Genomic DNA, 14503 nt, shown 5'->3' on the forward strand with positions numbered 1-14503 from the left:
GCACCGGGAGCGGGCCCGAAGCCGCCCGCCCGGGACCGGCGCGGGCGGTCCCGGGCGGGCGCGGTCACTGCCGGATGGCCCAGCCCCGTTCGCTCAGCGCGGCCGTCAGCACGGCGGCGGCCTTCGGCTCGACCATGAGCTGCACCAGTCCGGCCTGCTGCCCGGTGGCGTGCTCGATGCGTACGTCCTCGATGTTGACCCCGGCCCGTCCGGCGTCGGCGAAGATGCGCGCGAGCTGGCCGGGCTGGTCGTCGATGAGGACGACCACGGTCTCGTAGGCCCGCGGGGCCGAGCCGTGCTTGCCCGGCACCCGGACCTGCCCGGCGTTGCCGCGCCGCAGGACGGCCTCGATCCCGGCGCCGCCCTCGCGGCGCTTGTCGTCGTCGGCGGACTGGAGGGCGCGCAGGGCCCGCACCGTCTCCTCCAGGTCGGCGGCGACGTCCCCGAGCAGGTCGGCGACGGGCCCCGGGTTGGCGGAGAGGATGTCGATCCACATCCGGGGGTCGGAGGCGGCGATCCGGGTCACGTCCCGGATTCCCGGGCCGCACAGCCGTACGGCGGTCTCGTCGGCGTGCTCCAGGCGGGCGGCGACCATGCTGGAGACCAGGTGGGGCATGTGGGAGACGAGGGCGACGGCGCGGTCGTGGGCGTCGGCGTCCATGACGACCGGCACGGCCCGGCAGTACGAGACCAGTTCCAGGGCGAGGTTCAGCACCTCGGTGTCGGTCTCCCGGGTGGGGGTGAGCACCCAGGGGCGCCCCTCGAAGAGGTCGGCGGTGGCGGCCAGCGGGCCGGACTTCTCCCCGCCGGACATGGGGTGGGTGCCGATGTAGGCGGCCAGGTCGAGGCCGCGGGCCTCCAGTTCGCGCCGGGGGCCGCCCTTGACGCTGGCCACGTCGATGTAGGCGCGGGCGGCGCCGCGGCGCAGGGCGTCCGCGAGCACGTCGGCGACGAGGGCGGGCGGGGCGGCGACGACGGCGAGGTCGACGGGGCCGTCCGGGGCCTCCTCGGTGCCGGCGCCGAGCGCGGCGGCGGTACGGGCCTGCTCGGGGTCCCGGTCGGCGAGGTGGACGGTGACGCCGCGCCGGGTCAGGGCGAGGGCGACGGAGGTGCCGATCAGGCCGGTGCCGATGACGAGGGCGCTTCTCACTGGGCGATGTCCTTGCGCAGGGCCGCGGCGGCGCCGAGGTAGACGTGGGCGATCTCGGCGCGGGGCCGGTCGGACTCGATGTGGGCGAGGAGCCGGACGACGCGGGGCATGGCGCCCTCGATGTCGAGTTCCTGGGCGCAGATCAGCGGGACGTCGACGATGCCGAGCCCCCGGGCGGCGGCGGCCGGGAAGTCGCTGTGCAGGTCGGGGGTGGCCGTGAACCAGATGCTGATCAGGTCGTCGGCGGTGAGCCCGTTGCGTTCCAGGACTGCGGTGAGCAGGGCCGTGACCTGCTCGTCCATGTGGTCTGCGTCGTCCCGTTCGAGTTGGACGGCGCCCCGGACCGCTCGTACCGCCACGGCGATGCTCCTTGCTGACGTGCGTATCGGCTGCTGTCCGTCCAGCCTAGCCAGCGCGGGGTGGGCCGGTGTGCGGCGACCGGTCGCTGAGACGGGAGGCCGGGCCCGCCGCCCGCCCCCGGCGCGGGCGGGTTCAGGCGTCCCAGAGGTGTCCGAGGGCGAGCAGTTCCCCGCGGTACTCGATCCGCCCGGACCAGGCGTCGGGCCAGGCGTCGGCGCCGAGGTGGGCGCCCGCGAAGGCGCCGGCGAGGCAGGCGATGGAGTCGGAGTCCCCGGCGGTGCAGGCGGCGCGGCGCAAGGCGGTCAGCGGCTCGTCGGGGAAGAGCAGGAAGCAGAGGAGTCCGGCGGCCAGCGCCTCCTCGGCGATCCAGCCCTCGCCGACGGCGAGACAGGGGTCGGTCTCGGGCGAGACGGTGCGCACCGCCGTCCCGAGCCGGTCGAGCATCGCCAGGCACTCGTCCCAGCCGCGGGCGATGAAGTGCCCGGGGCCGGGGTCCTGGGAGCGGGTCCACAGGTCGCCGAGCCAGCGCTCGTGGTAGCGGGTGCGGTTCTCCAGGGCGTGGGAGCGCAGCAGGGCGATCAGTGCGGTGGGCTCGGCGCCCTCGGCGAGCAGGTGGACGGCGTGCGCGGTGAGGTCGGAGGCGGCCAGCGCGGTGGGGTGGCCGTGGGTGAGGGCGGACTGCAACTGGGCGGCGCCCGAGCGCTGTTCGTCGCCGAGTCCGGGGGCGAGGCCGAGCGGGGCGACGCGCATGTTGGCGCCGCACCCCTTGGAGTGGATCTGGGAGGCGTCCTGCCAGGGGCGGTCCGGGCTCTCCAGCAGGTGGCAGGCGCGCAGGCAGGTGTGGCCGGGGGCCCGGTTGTTCTCGGGCGACCGGTACCAGGCGGTGAACTCCTCGCGGACCGGCCGTTCCAGCCGCCGGGGGCCGAGCGGGCCCCGGTCCATCGCCGTGCGCAGGCCGCGGCCGAGGGCGAGGGTCATCTGGGTGTCGTCGCTGACGACGGCGGGCCGGGGCAGCTCCCTCTCCCGCCAGGGGCCGTGCCCGGCGAGGATCGAGGGGACGTCCTGGAACTCGGTGGGGAAGCCGAGCGCGTCCCCGAGGGCGAGTCCGGTGAGCGCTCCGGTGGCGGCGCGTTTGGCGGCTGCTCGTCCTGCGGCGGTCCTGGTCACGCGGGGTGTCCTTCCCTGGGGGTGCGCGGCAGCGGCGGGTGGAGGGCGGTGGCGGGGCCCGCCCGGTAGAGGGCGGCCGGTTTGCCGCGTCCGCCGGTGAGGCGGGCGCCGCCGGGGACCGGTTCGACGAAGCCGGGGGTGGCGAGGACCTTGCGGCGGAAGTTGGGCCGGTCCAGCGGGGTGCCCCAGACGCTCTCGTAGACCTGTTGCAGCTCGCCGAGGGTGAACTCGGGCGGGCAGAAGGCGGTGGCCAGGCAGGTGGACTCCAGCCTGGCGCCGACGCGGGCGCGGGCGTTGGCCAGGATGCGGTCGTGGTCGAAGGCGAGACCGGTGGCCCGCTCGTACGGCGTCCAGCGGGCCTCGGCCGCGTCGGTGCCGGGGCGCGGCTCGGGCGGGTCGGGCAGCAGGGCGGCGAAGGCGACGGAGACGACCCGCATCCGGGGGTCGCGGCCGGGTTCGCTGTAGGCGCGCACCTGCTCCAGGTGGAGCCCGCTCACGTCCGCCAGGCCGGTCTCCTCGCCCAGTTCGCGCCGGGCCGCCTCCTCGGCGGACTCCTCGGGCAGCAGGAAGCCGCCGGGCAGTGCCCAGCGGCCGGCGTACGGCTCCTGCCCCCGCTCGACCAGTAGCACGTGCAGCGCGCCCGCGCGGAGCGTGAGGACGGCGAGGTCGACGGTGACGGCGAAGGGCTCGTAGGCGTGCTTGTCGTAGCCGCGCAGGACCGGCCACCCCCTTAATAGTCAGTACGACTATAAAAGGGGGCGGCCGGTCGGGGCAAGCCCCTACAGCTCGACCTCCCGCATGAGCATCCCGACCTCCGTGTTGGAGAGCCGGCGCAGCCAGCCGGACTTCTGGTCGCCCAGGGTGATCGGGCCGAAGGCGGTGCGCACCAGGCCGTCGACGGGGAAGCCCGCCTCGGCGAGCATGCGCCGCACGATGTGCTTGCGGCCCTCGTGCAGGGTCACCTCGACCAAGTAGTTCCGCCCGGTCTGCTCGACCACCCGGAAGTGGTCCGCGCGCGCGTACCCGTCGTCGAGCTGGATGCCGTCCTTGAGTCGCTTGCCCAGGTCGCGCGGGATCGGGCCGACGATGTGGGCGAGGTAGGTCTTCTGCACCCCGTAGCGCGGGTGGGTCAGCCGGTGGGCCAGCTCACCGTGGTTGGTGAGCAGGATGACGCCCTCGGTCTCGGTGTCGAGCCGGCCGACGTGGAAGAGGCGGGTCTCCCGGTTGGTGACGTAGTCGCCGAGGCACTGGCGACCGTCCGGGTCCTCCATGGTGGAGACCACCCCGGCGGGCTTGTTGAGCGAGAAGAACTGGTACGACTGGGTCGCCACGGTCAGGCCGTCGACCTTGACCTCGTCCTTCTCCGGGTCGACCCGCCGGCCCTGTTCGAGCACGATCTCGCCGTTGACCTCGACCCGGGCCTGCTCGATCAGCTCCTCGCAGGCCCGCCGCGATCCGTACCCCGCGCGGGCCAGCACCTTCTGCAGCCGCTCGCCCTCCTGCTCGGCGCCCGGGAAGGTCTTGGGGAGCTTGACCTCCTTCTTCCCGGCGTACCGCTCGCGGTTGCGCTCCTCGGCCCGGGTCTCGTACTCGCGGGAACGGGCCGGGGCCGAGCGCCCGCGCTCCTGGGGCTTGCGCGGGCCGCCCTTGGCGCCGCCGCGGGCCGTGGGGCCGCGCCCGGACCGGGAGCCCTCGGGGGAGGCGCCGGGGCCGTCCTCGTAGCGGCGCTCCTCCGGGCGGGGCTTGCCGGGGCGGCCCTGCCCCTGCTTCTGGTCCCTGCTGTTGCCGGCGCCGCGGTAGTTCCCGCGCCCGCCGCTCTTGCCGCTGCTTCGCATCAAAGTTCCGTCGTCGTCGTGTTCGTATGGGTCGTGCTCGCCGTGGGAGCGTCGTCCGCGTCGGGCGCGTCCGGGTCGAACGACGGAACGCCCTCCTGGGTCTCGGCCTCGATCGCGTCCGCCTCCGGGAGGAAGGGCGCGAGGTCCGGAAGTTCGTCCAGGCCGCGCAGGCCCATCCGCTCCAGGAAGTGGTTCGTCGTCACGTACAGGATCGCACCTGTTTCGGGTTCCGTGCCCGCCTCGGCCACCAGGCCCCGCTGGAGGAGGGTGCGCATCACGCCGTCGCAGTTCACGCCGCGCACCGCGGAGACCCGGGCGCGGCTGACCGGCTGGCGGTACGCGACCACGGCGAGGCTCTCCAGCGCGGCCTGGGTGAGGCGGGCGTGCCGGCCGTCCAGGGCGAAGCCCTCGACGGCCGCGGCGTAGGCGGGCCGGGTGGAGTAGCGCCAGCCGCCGGCGACGGCCCGCAGCTCGAAACCGCGGCCCTGGGCGGTGTACTCGGCGGCCAGTTCGCGCAGGGCGCGGGCGATCTCCCGCCGGGGCCGGCGCAGGACCTTGGCGAGGTGCTCCTCGGTGGCGGGTTCGTCGACGACCATGAGGACGGCTTCGAGGGCGGGCCCGAGGTCCAGCGCGGCGACGGCGTCGGCGTCGCCGGGGCCGTGTGCGGCCGGATCGGCCGTGCCCGGAACGGCCGTGTGCCGTCGTTCCGGCCCCCCGGCCGCGTCCGCCGCGTCCGCCGCCCCGGCCGCTGCCGCCCTGCCCGTCGCCTGCGCCATGTCGTCTCCTCTCCCGTGGCCTACCCGTGGCTCCCTGCCATCTGTCTGCCGTCTTGTCTGCCGTCTGTCTGTTTGTCTGTCGCCTGGCTACCGTCCGCCTGCCGTCCGTCGGCGCTACCGGCCCCGGACCGGCCGCGGCTCCCGCGCCTGCTCCCTGCCCTCGCCGCGCCCCCCGGCGCCGTCCCGCTCCCCCGGCGGCCGGTCGAACTCGTCGGTCACCGCCGGTCCGGCCTCCCCGGCGCCGCCGGTCCAGCGCACCCGCAGCTCGCCGAGGGCGGTCTCCTGCTCCAGCTCGACCGCCTTCTCCCGGTACAGCTCCAGCAGCGCCAGGAAGCGCGCCACGACGGTCAGGGTGTCCCCCGCGTCCGCCACCAGCGCCTGGAAGCCCGCCTCGCCCAGCTCCCGCAGCCGCGCGACCACGATCCCGGCCTGCTCCCGCACGCTCACCAGCGGCGTGTGGATGTGGTCGACGTAGACCTGCGGCTCGGGCCTCGGCCGCATCGCCCGGACCGCGAGCCGGGCGAAGCCCTCCGCCCCGAGGCTGATGACCACCTCAGGCAGCAGCTCGGCGTGGTGCGGCTCCAGCCCGACGGTACGGGGGTGGCGGCGGGACTCGGCCTCCAGGCGCTCGCTGAAGATCTCCGCGATCCGCTTGTAGGCGCGGTACTGGAGCAGCCGCGCGAAGAGCAGGTCGCGGGCCTCCAGCAGCGCGAGGTCGGCCTCGTCCTCGACCTCGGCGGCGGGCAGCAGCCGGGCCGCCTTCAGATCGAGCAGGGTGGCCGCGACGACCAGGAACTCGGTCGTCTCGTCGAGGTCCCAGTCCGGCCCCATCGCCCGGAAGTACGCCATGAACTCGTCGGTCACCTTCGACAGGGCGACCTCGGTGACGTCCATCTTGTGCCGGGCGATGAGCTGGAGCAGCAGGTCGAAGGGGCCCTCGAAGTTGTCCAGCCTGACGGTGAAGCCCCCGTCGCCGTCCCCGGGAAGCTCAGGCGCCGTCCCGGGAGGCGCGGCCGTCTCGGGAGGTTCGGGAGGCTCGGCCGTCTCGGGAACCTCAAGCGCGCCGGCCGGCCCCGGCCCAGCCCCCGGTTCCGCCCCCGGAGGGACGGGCGGCGGCGCGCTCCCCGGGCCCCCGCCCAGGGCGCGTCGGCGGCGGGCCGGGGCCCCGGGGCGGTGAGCGTCGTTCGAGGTCATGGCCTCCGCAGGCTACCGCTACCGCCCGCGCAGCCGGCGTACGAGGATGCTGGCGTCCCCGCGGGTCTCCAGGTCGGCGAGGACCACGGCGACCGCCTCGCGGACGATCCGGCCGCGGTCGACGGCCAGCCCGTGTTCGCCCCGGAGCACCAGGCGGGCGTGCTCCAGGTCCATCAGCTCCTCGGCGGAGACGTAGACGGTGATCTTCTCGTCGTGGCGTTCCCGGCCGCTCGGCCGGCGGGCGGCGGGGCGGCTGCGCTTGCGGGGCGCGGCGGGCGAACCTTCCTGCATCGCCGGTCCGGGGACCGACCGCCGGGCGGGGCGCTCGCCGGTGCGGCTGCGCGACTCGCCGGTGGCGTCCGGTTCCGCGTCGGCCGCGGCGTGTTCCGTGCCCTCGCCGTCCCCGGCCTGGGCGGGCACCGACTGGGGCGCGTCGTCGGCGGCCGTCGGGTCGCTCTCCCCGGCCGGCGCCGGCACCCGGGCGTCGCCGCCGGCCGGCCGTCGCGGGGTGGACGCCTGGAGCGCCGTTCCCCCTGTCGTGCGGAAGAGTTCGTCGGCCCCGGGCAGACTCACTCGGCGTGACACCGGGCGAGCACCTCCCTGGCGAGCTGGCGGTAGGCGGCGGCACCGACGGAGTTGGACGCGTACGTGGTGATCGGCTCACCGGCGACCGTGGTCTCCGGGAAGCGGACCGTGCGGCCGATGACCGTGTGGTAGACGTGGTCGTCGAACGCCTCGACGACCCGCGCGAGCACCTCGCGGCTGTGCACGGTGCGCGAGTCGTACATGGTGGCGAGGATGCCGTCGAGTTCCAGGTCCGGGTTGAGCCGCTCCTGGACCTTCTCGATGGTCTCGGTGAGCAGGGCCACGCCGCGCAGCGCGAAGAACTCGCACTCCAGCGGCACGATCACCTTGTGCGCGGCGGTCAGCGCGTTGACCGTGAGCAGGCCCAGCGAGGGCTGGCAGTCGATGACGATGTAGTCGTAGTCGTCCAGCAGCGGCTTCAGCGCGCGCTGGAGCGTGGACTCGCGGGCGACCTCGCTGACGAGCTGCACCTCGGCCGCCGACAGGTCGATGTTGCTGGGCAGCAGGTCCATGTTGGGGACCGCGGTCTTCAGCAGCACCTCGTCGGCCGCCATGCCCCGCTCCATGAGCAGGTTGTAGACGGTGAGGTCGAGTTCCATGGGGTTGACGCCGAGGCCGACCGACAGGGCGCCCTGCGGGTCGAAGTCGACGAGCAGCACCCGGCGGCCGTACTCGGCCAGCGCGGCGCCCAGGTTGATGGTCGACGTGGTCTTGCCGACGCCGCCCTTCTGGTTGCACATCGCGATGATCTTCGCCGGGCCGTGGTCGGTCAGCGGGCCCGGGATCGGGAAGTAGGGCAGCGGACGTCCGGTCGGGCCGATGCGCTCGCGGCGCTGGCGGGCCGCGTCGGGCGCCAGCGTGGCCGCGTACTCGGGGTCGGGCTCGTACTCCGCGTCCGGGTCGTAGAAGTGCCCTTCGGGCAGTTCGTCGTAATCGGCGAAGTGGTTGCGGGGCGTGCCACTTCCGTTGCCGGCCATGGCGTTCACGTGTTGGCCATCCATGCTCTGGTGTGCTGTCTGAGGTGCCTGCGGGCTCTGGTGGGCTGCGAAGGTGCGTACAGCGACGGAGCCGACAGCCTCCAGACGCCCGGGGCCGTGGGACCGTACGGACATTCCTGGTTGACCACCCCCGGGAGTAAATGTCGACTCATTCACAAGTCGTCTTACCTCCTTGGGGACCAGGGAACTTCTAGACAGGTCAGCGTGGCACCATGCCGACGGTTGGCGACTCTATGGCGTGTCGGCCGTCCGCAGCAACACAATCCGCCGGACCCGGCCCGATGTGTCGGCAATGAAACATCCCCCTGTCAAGGGCGTACGGCCGTCGCACCGCAGGTTTCACCGGGAGGCGAAAGGTGCGAAGGGTGACCTTCGAGGCGAGTTGACCGAGAGCCGCGAAGTGACCATACACACACCCGGCCGGACCTTGTCGACAAGGTCCGGCCGGGTGAACGGGGTTGACGACCGGGGTTGACGTATCGCCTTGGTCACCGGGTGACTTGGCGACACGGCGCGGGCCGCCCGCCACCCCGGAGACTCAGCCCCGGAGCGTGTCCGGGTCGGCGCACTCCAGGCCGTGGGCCTGCGCGACCTGCGGATGGACCACCTTGCCGGCGTGGACGTTGAGGCCCTTGGCCAGCGCCGGGTCGCGGCGCGTCGCCTCGGCCCAGCCGAGGTCGGCGAGTTGCACGAGGTACGGCAGCGTGGCGTTGGTGAGCGCGTAGGTGGAGGTGTTCGGCACCGCGCCGGGCATGTTGGCGACGCAGTAGAAGACCGACTCGTGGACGCGGAAGGTCGGTTCGGCGTGGGTGGTCGGGCGGGAGTCCTCGAAGCAGCCGCCCTGGTCGATGGCGATGTCGACAAGGACACTTCCGGGCTTCATACGGGACACCAGTTCGTTGGTGACCAGCATGGGGGCCTTGGCGCCCGGGATGAGCACGGCGCCGATCACGAGGTCGGCCTCCAGACACGCCTTCTCCAGTTCGAAGGCGTTGGAGACGACGGTCTGGATGGTCGTGCCGAAGATCCGGTCGGCCTCCCTGAGCTTGTTGATGTCGGTGTCCAGCAGGGTCACGTGGAAGCCGAGGCCGATGGCGATCGTCGCCGCGTTCCAGCCGGAGACCCCGGCGCCGATGACCACGGCGCGGCCGGCGAGCACCCCGGGCACGCCGCCGGGGAGCACACCGCGCCCGCCGTTGGCGCGCAGGAGCTGGTAGGCGCCGACCTGCGGGGCGAGCCGGCCCGCGACCTCGGACATCGGGGCGAGCAGCGGCAGCGTGCGGCCGGGCAGTTCGACCGTCTCGTAGGCGATGGCGGTGGTGCCGGCGGCCAGCAGCGCGTCGGTGCACTCGCGGGAGGCGGCGAGGTGGAGGTAGGTGAAGAGGGTCTGGTCCCCGCGGAGTCGGCGGTACTCCTCGAAGACGGGCTCCTTGACCTTCAGCACCAGGTCGGCGGCCCAGACCTCGTCGGCGGTGCCGACTATCCGCGCGCCCGCCTCCAGGTACTCCGCGTCCGGGATCGAGGAGCCGACGCCCGCCTCGCGCTCGACGACGACCTCGTGACCGCGGCGTGCCAGTTCGTGGACTCCGGCAGGGGTGATGGCCACCCGGAACTCGTTGTTCTTGACCTCGCGGGGGATGCCGACCTTCACGGGGATCACGGTCCTTGGCTCAGGGAATGGGAGGATCAAGGCCATACCCGCTCAGGAACGGGCACGCCCGGAACGCCGCCGAAAAGGAAGCGACAGAACCAGTCTAATGAAGGCGTTCCCACGATCCAGCCTTTCAAAGCATCAATCTTTAGTCGGATCTCCGATAGATTCGCAGGAATCCAATGCGTCTTCCCTCAGCATTCGCTCGGCGGTGGCGCGATGCAACCCCGCCGCGGCGGGGTCGCCGAGCCGGTCGAGGGTGTCGGCGAGCCTGAGGTGCAGCGCCGCCTGCAACCGGACGTCCTCGGCCCGGCGGGCCCACTCCACGGCCTCCTGGCAGGTACTCAGGGACTCCTCGGGGCGGCCCGCGTACTCCTGGACCCGGGCCAGTTCGCTCAGCGCCCGCGCGTGCGCGGGGACGTCGCCCGCCCTGCGGTGCCCGGCGATCGCCGCACGCCAGTTGCGCAGCGCCTCGCCGTAACGGCCGGCGTAGGTGTGGGCGGTGGCGGTCCGGCCGTAGAGACGGGCGGCGTCGGCGCCCTCGTCGCGGGCCAGCCGCTGGGCGAGGGCCCGGCCGAACCAGTCGGCGGCCCGGTCGTAGTCCCCCAGCTCCAGGTGGGCGCCGCCCACCGACTCCATCGCCCGCGCGGTCGCGTACGGGTCCTCCGCCTCGCGTCCGGCGTCCAGCGCGGCCCGGTAGCGCACCAGGGCCTCGGCGGTGCGGCCGGTACGGGCGTCCAGGTCGGCCAGGTTGAGCAGGGCCGCCGCCTTCTCGCGGGGCAGGTGGCGGCGTTCGGCCACGTCGAGGACGAGGCGGTGGATGCCGTAGAGGTCGGGGGCGGCGGCCTGGGTGCCGAAGTGGGCGACCATCGCGCGTACGAGCTGGGACATCAGCCGGCGGGCGAGGGTGTCCAGCTCCCCGTCGGCGACGGCGAGGCGGGCGGCGGCCAGCAGGGCGGGCCGGCGGGCCCGCAGCCAGTCGGCGGCGGCGCGCGGTCCGGGAAAGCGCAGGGCGCGGGGCGTGCCGAGGAGCCGTTCGCGGGCCTGCGGGCTGTCGGTCTCGGTGATGGTCCGGCAGGACTGGAGCAGCCGCACCGTCCGCTCCAGCATGCGGGCGCGGGCGAGCTGGAGTTCGGCGGGCCGCTCGTGGGCCTCGGCGCAGGCCCGCAGCAGGGGGTGCAGGCAGCCGGGCACCTCGTACTGGGGCAGCGGGGAGCCGGCCGCGCGCAGCAGGCCGAGGGTGACGAAGTCGTCCAGGGTGGTGCGGGCCACGGTGACCGAGCAGCCGGCCAGAGCGGAGGCGGTGTGCGGGTCGACCAGCCCGGCGGGGGCCAGCGAGAGCAGGCGCAGCATCCGGGCGGCGGGGGCGGGCAGGGAGGTGTGGACGAGGCGGAAGACGCGGGCGAGGGGCCCCGCTCCGGCGTCCTCGGCGTGAAGCTGCTTGGCGAGGTCGGCGACGGCGGCCTGGGGACGGGTGGCGAGCCAGCCGCCGGCCAGGGTCAGCGCGGCGGGCTGGGCCTGGCAGATCTCGACCAGGTGCTCGGCGGCCCGGGGGTCGACGGTGACGCGGACCGAGCCGGTGTGCCGGGAGAGCAGTTCCACCGCCGACGTGGTGTCCAGTCCCCCGAGGGTGCAGGGGCGGACGTCGGCGATGCCGGTCAGCGGTCCCTCGGCGACGGCGACGACCAGGCACTCGGGGGTGTCCGGCAGGAGGGCGTCCACCTGCTCGGCGTCGGCCGCGTCGTCGAGCAGGAGCAGGGCCCGGCGGCCGGCGAGGGCGGTGCGCAGTTCCTCGGTGAGGTCGTCCTCGTCGGCGCCGGGCGGGGCGTCCAGGTCCAGTTCGGTCAGGAGGTCGCGGGCGAGCCGGGCCACGGGGACGCGGGTGCCGTCCGGTTCGCCGAGCCGGGCGCGCAGCACGCCGTCGGGGTAGCGGTCGGCGACCCGGGCGACGAGTTCGTCGGCGAGCGCGGAGCGGCCCGAGCCGGGCCGGCCCGCGATGAGCAGCACGCGCGCGCGGGGGGCCTTGCGGCCGGAGAGGGTGTCGAGTCCGGCGCGCTCGATGTCGGCGCGCAGCTCTTTCAACTCCCTGACCCGGCCGAGGAATCGACGCTTGTCCAGCGTGTCGTCCGCCAGCCGCACGCCGTCCGTGTCCACCGCCTGATCCGTCACGGGCACTCCCGATCCCACCGCACGCCGGCGCCCGCCGGAACTCCGGTTCGGGCGTTTCCCGAGCCTAGTTCACGCTCCGCTACCTCCCGGGCGGAGCGCGGCGGCCACATCCCTCGATCGGATCAACATATGGTCACACCGCAGGGCGTGAGGAACGCGCCGGCGGCGACCGTCCGGCGGACCGTCGGGTTCAGGCCACGAAGGGACGGGCCGGCCAGGGCGCGAGCGCCGGGCGCAGCGCGTCCAGCCCCTCGCCGCGTTCGGCGGCGACCAGTGCGAGCACGCCCACGACGAGGCAGTTGTTGTGCAGGTCGCCCGCGAGGACGCCCCGGACCAGCTCCGCGACCGGCACCCGGGCCACCTCCATGTCGGCCTCCTCGTGCTCGACCGCGAACCGCTCGCCCTCGGCCTCGCTCAGATCGCGGGCGAGGAAGATCCGCACGGCCTCGTCGCAGCCGCCGGGGGTGGTGTACACGTCGGTGAGGACCCGCCAGTCCCCGGCCTCGACGTGCGCCTCCTCGTACAGCTCGCGCCGGGCGGCGTGCAGCGGGTTCTCGCCCGGGACGTCGAGCAGGCCGGCCGGGATCTCCCACAGCCGCTCGCGCACGGGGTGCCGGTACTGCCGCACGACCAGCACCCGGCCCTCCTCGTCGAGGGCGAGCACGGCGACCGAGCCGGGGTGCACCTGGTAGTCGCGGGTGGCCTCGGAGCCGTCGGGCATGACCACCCGGTCCGTGCGCACGGAGGTCTTGGCGCCCCGGAAGGGGGTCGTCGTCGCCCGGATCTCCCACTCCTCGGGGGTGTCCTCGATGGTCATGCCCTGTCCTTCCAGCGGTACGCGAAGAGGCCGGGCCGCGCGCCTCGCGGACGCGCGCCCCGGCCACCGTACAACCGTCGTGCTACTTGGCCGTCTTCCGCTCGACGGCGGCCTTGACCAGCCCGGCGAAGAGCGGGTGGGGGCGGGTCGGGCGCGAGCGCAGCTCCGGGTGGGCCTGCGTGGCGACGAGGTAGGGGTGGACGTCGCGGGGGTACTCGACGTACTCGACGAGCTTGCCGTCCGGGGAGGTGCCCGAGAAGACGATGCCCGCCTTCTTCTCCAGCTCCGCGCGGTAGGCGTTGTTCACCTCGTAGCGGTGGCGGTGGCGCTCCTCGACGTACTCCTTGCCGTCGTGGACCTCGCGCACGATCGACCCCTCGGCCAGCTTGGCCGGATACATGCCGAGCCGCATCGTGCCGCCCAGGTCGCCCTCACCGGCCACGATGTCCAGTTGCTCGGCCATGGTGGAGACGACCGGGTGGGCGGTGGCCGGGTCGAACTCGGTGGAGTTGGCGTCCTGGATGCCGGCCAGGTTGCGCGCGGCCTCGACCACGATGCACTGCAGGCCCAGGCAGAGGCCGAGCAGCGGGACCCCGTTCTCGCGGGCGTAGCGGATCGCGCCCACCTTGCCGAGCACGCCGCGGTCGCCGAAGCCGCCCGGGATGCAGACCGCGTCGACGTCGCCGAGCTGGGCCTCGGCGCCGGCCGGGGTCTTGCAGTCGTCGGAGGTGACCCACTTGATCTTCACGCGGGCCCGGTTGGCGAAGCCCCCGGCGCGCAGCGCCTCGGTGACCGACAGGTAGGCGTCGGGCAGGTCGATGTACTTGCCGACCAGGGCGAGGGTGATCTCGTGGTCGGGGTTGTGGACGCGGTCGAGCAGGTCGTCCCAGGTCCGCCAGTCCACGTCGCGGAAGGGCAGGTCCAGCTTGCGCACCACGTAGGCGTCGAGGCCCTCGGTGTGGATGACCTTGGGGATGTCGTAGATCGACCGGGCGTCGGGGCAGGCCACGACCGCGTCCTCGTCGACGTCGCACATCAGGGAGATCTTGCGCTTGATCGCGGTCGGCACCTCGCGGTCGCAGCGCAGCACGATCGCGTCCGGCTGGATGCCGATGTTGCGCAGCGCGGCCACCGAGTGCTGGGTGGGCTTGGTCTTCAGCTCGCCCGAGGGGCCGATGTAGGGCAGCAGGGAGATGTGGACCACGAAGACGTTGTCGCGGCCGACCTCGTGGCGGACCTGGCGGACGGTCTCCAGGAAGGGCAGCGACTCGATGTCGCCGACGGTGCCGCCGACCTCGGTGATCACGACGTCCACCTCGTCCGTCGCCATGCGGCGGATGCGGTGCTTGATCTCGTTGGTGATGTGCGGGATGACCTGGACCGTGTCGCCCAGGTACTCGCCGCGCCGCTCCTTGGCGATCACGGTCGAGTAGACCTGGCCGGTGGTGACGTTGGCGGAGCCGTCGAGGTCGCGGTCGAGGAAGCGCTCATAGTGGCCGATGTCCAGGTCGGTCTCGGCGCCGTCGTTGGTGACGAACACCTCACCGTGCTGGAAGGGGTTCATCGTGCCCGGGTCCACGTTGAGGTACGGGTCGAGCTTCTGCATCACGACACGCAGGCCCCGGGCCTTGAGCAGCATGCCCAGGCTGGAGGCCGTGAGCCCCTTGCCGAGGGAGGAGGCGACACCCCCGGTGACGAAGATGTGCTTGGTCGTCGTGGCGGTGCTGTTCCGGAAAACAGAGGGCGGCATGGCCAAGAGGGGGCTCCCGTGGTCGCGGTCTGAGGTGCGCTGTGGACGTCC

At 73.7% G+C, this 14503-nt stretch carries 13 protein-coding genes; all 13 read right to left on the reverse strand.

Annotated elements, in window-relative coordinates:
- Nucleotides 1-64: 64 nt before the first annotated feature.
- Nucleotides 65-1150, reverse strand: coding sequence for a prephenate dehydrogenase (locus tag J5Y05_RS26035; protein ID WP_210875509.1), 1086 nt, complete (start codon nt 1148-1150; stop codon nt 65-67).
- Nucleotides 1147-1509 (reverse strand): chorismate mutase, encoded by a 363-nt coding sequence (aroH, locus tag J5Y05_RS26040; protein ID WP_210875510.1) that lies wholly within the window; start codon nt 1507-1509, stop codon nt 1147-1149. The genes J5Y05_RS26035 and aroH overlap by 4 nt, the downstream gene beginning before the upstream one ends.
- A gap of 133 nt (nt 1510-1642) precedes the next feature.
- On the reverse strand, nt 1643-2677 hold the full coding sequence (locus tag J5Y05_RS26045) for an ADP-ribosylglycohydrolase family protein (protein ID WP_210875511.1): 1035 nt from the start codon (nt 2675-2677) through the stop codon (nt 1643-1645).
- Nucleotides 2674-3393 carry an NUDIX hydrolase gene (locus J5Y05_RS26050; protein ID WP_210875549.1) on the reverse strand — a complete coding sequence of 240 codons (720 nt, stop codon included), beginning with the start codon at nt 3391-3393 and terminating at the stop codon, nt 2674-2676. The genes J5Y05_RS26045 and J5Y05_RS26050 overlap by 4 nt, the downstream gene beginning before the upstream one ends.
- Before the next feature lie 63 nt (nt 3394-3456).
- Nucleotides 3457-4512, reverse strand: coding sequence for a pseudouridine synthase (locus J5Y05_RS26055; RefSeq protein ID WP_210875512.1), 1056 nt, complete (start codon nt 4510-4512; stop codon nt 3457-3459).
- Nucleotides 4512-5288 carry an SMC-Scp complex subunit ScpB gene (gene scpB, locus J5Y05_RS26060; protein WP_210875513.1) on the reverse strand — a complete coding sequence of 259 codons (777 nt, stop codon included), beginning with the start codon at nt 5286-5288 and terminating at the stop codon, nt 4512-4514. The genes J5Y05_RS26055 and scpB overlap by 1 nt, the downstream gene beginning before the upstream one ends.
- Nucleotides 5289-5402: 114 nt before the next feature.
- A complete protein-coding gene (locus J5Y05_RS26065; RefSeq protein WP_210875514.1) occupies nt 5403-6482 on the reverse strand; it encodes a segregation and condensation protein A in 1080 nt (359 codons plus the stop codon).
- An 18-nt stretch (nt 6483-6500) separates the two neighbouring features.
- Entirely contained in the window at nt 6501-7067 is a 567-nt protein-coding gene (locus J5Y05_RS26070; RefSeq protein WP_307854093.1) for a hypothetical protein, read from the reverse strand.
- A complete protein-coding gene (locus tag J5Y05_RS26075) occupies nt 7052-8179 on the reverse strand; it encodes a ParA family protein (protein ID WP_210875515.1) in 1128 nt (375 codons plus the stop codon). Before J5Y05_RS26075 ends, J5Y05_RS26070 begins: the two co-directional genes overlap by 16 nt.
- A 424-nt stretch (nt 8180-8603) precedes the next feature.
- The gene (gene ald / locus J5Y05_RS26080; RefSeq protein WP_210875516.1) at nt 8604-9716 is read right to left on the reverse strand and encodes an alanine dehydrogenase; all 1113 of its coding nucleotides are present in this window, start codon (nt 9714-9716) and stop codon (nt 8604-8606) included.
- A gap of 141 nt (nt 9717-9857) precedes the next feature.
- Nucleotides 9858-11885, reverse strand: coding sequence for a tetratricopeptide repeat protein (locus J5Y05_RS26085; RefSeq protein WP_210875517.1), 2028 nt, complete (start codon nt 11883-11885; stop codon nt 9858-9860).
- 190 nt (nt 11886-12075) lie between these two features.
- Nucleotides 12076-12702, reverse strand: a complete 627-nt coding sequence (locus J5Y05_RS26090; RefSeq protein ID WP_210875518.1) for an NUDIX domain-containing protein — start codon at nt 12700-12702, stop codon at nt 12076-12078.
- An 82-nt stretch (nt 12703-12784) separates the two neighbouring features.
- Complete coding sequence (gene pyrG / locus J5Y05_RS26095; RefSeq protein ID WP_210875519.1) at nt 12785-14452, reverse strand: CTP synthase; 1668 nt, start codon at nt 14450-14452, stop codon at nt 12785-12787.
- Nucleotides 14453-14503 lie beyond the last annotated feature (51 nt).

This window comes from Streptomyces tagetis (assembly GCF_018069565.1).
Lineage (GTDB): Bacteria > Actinomycetota > Actinomycetes > Streptomycetales > Streptomycetaceae > Streptomyces > Streptomyces tagetis.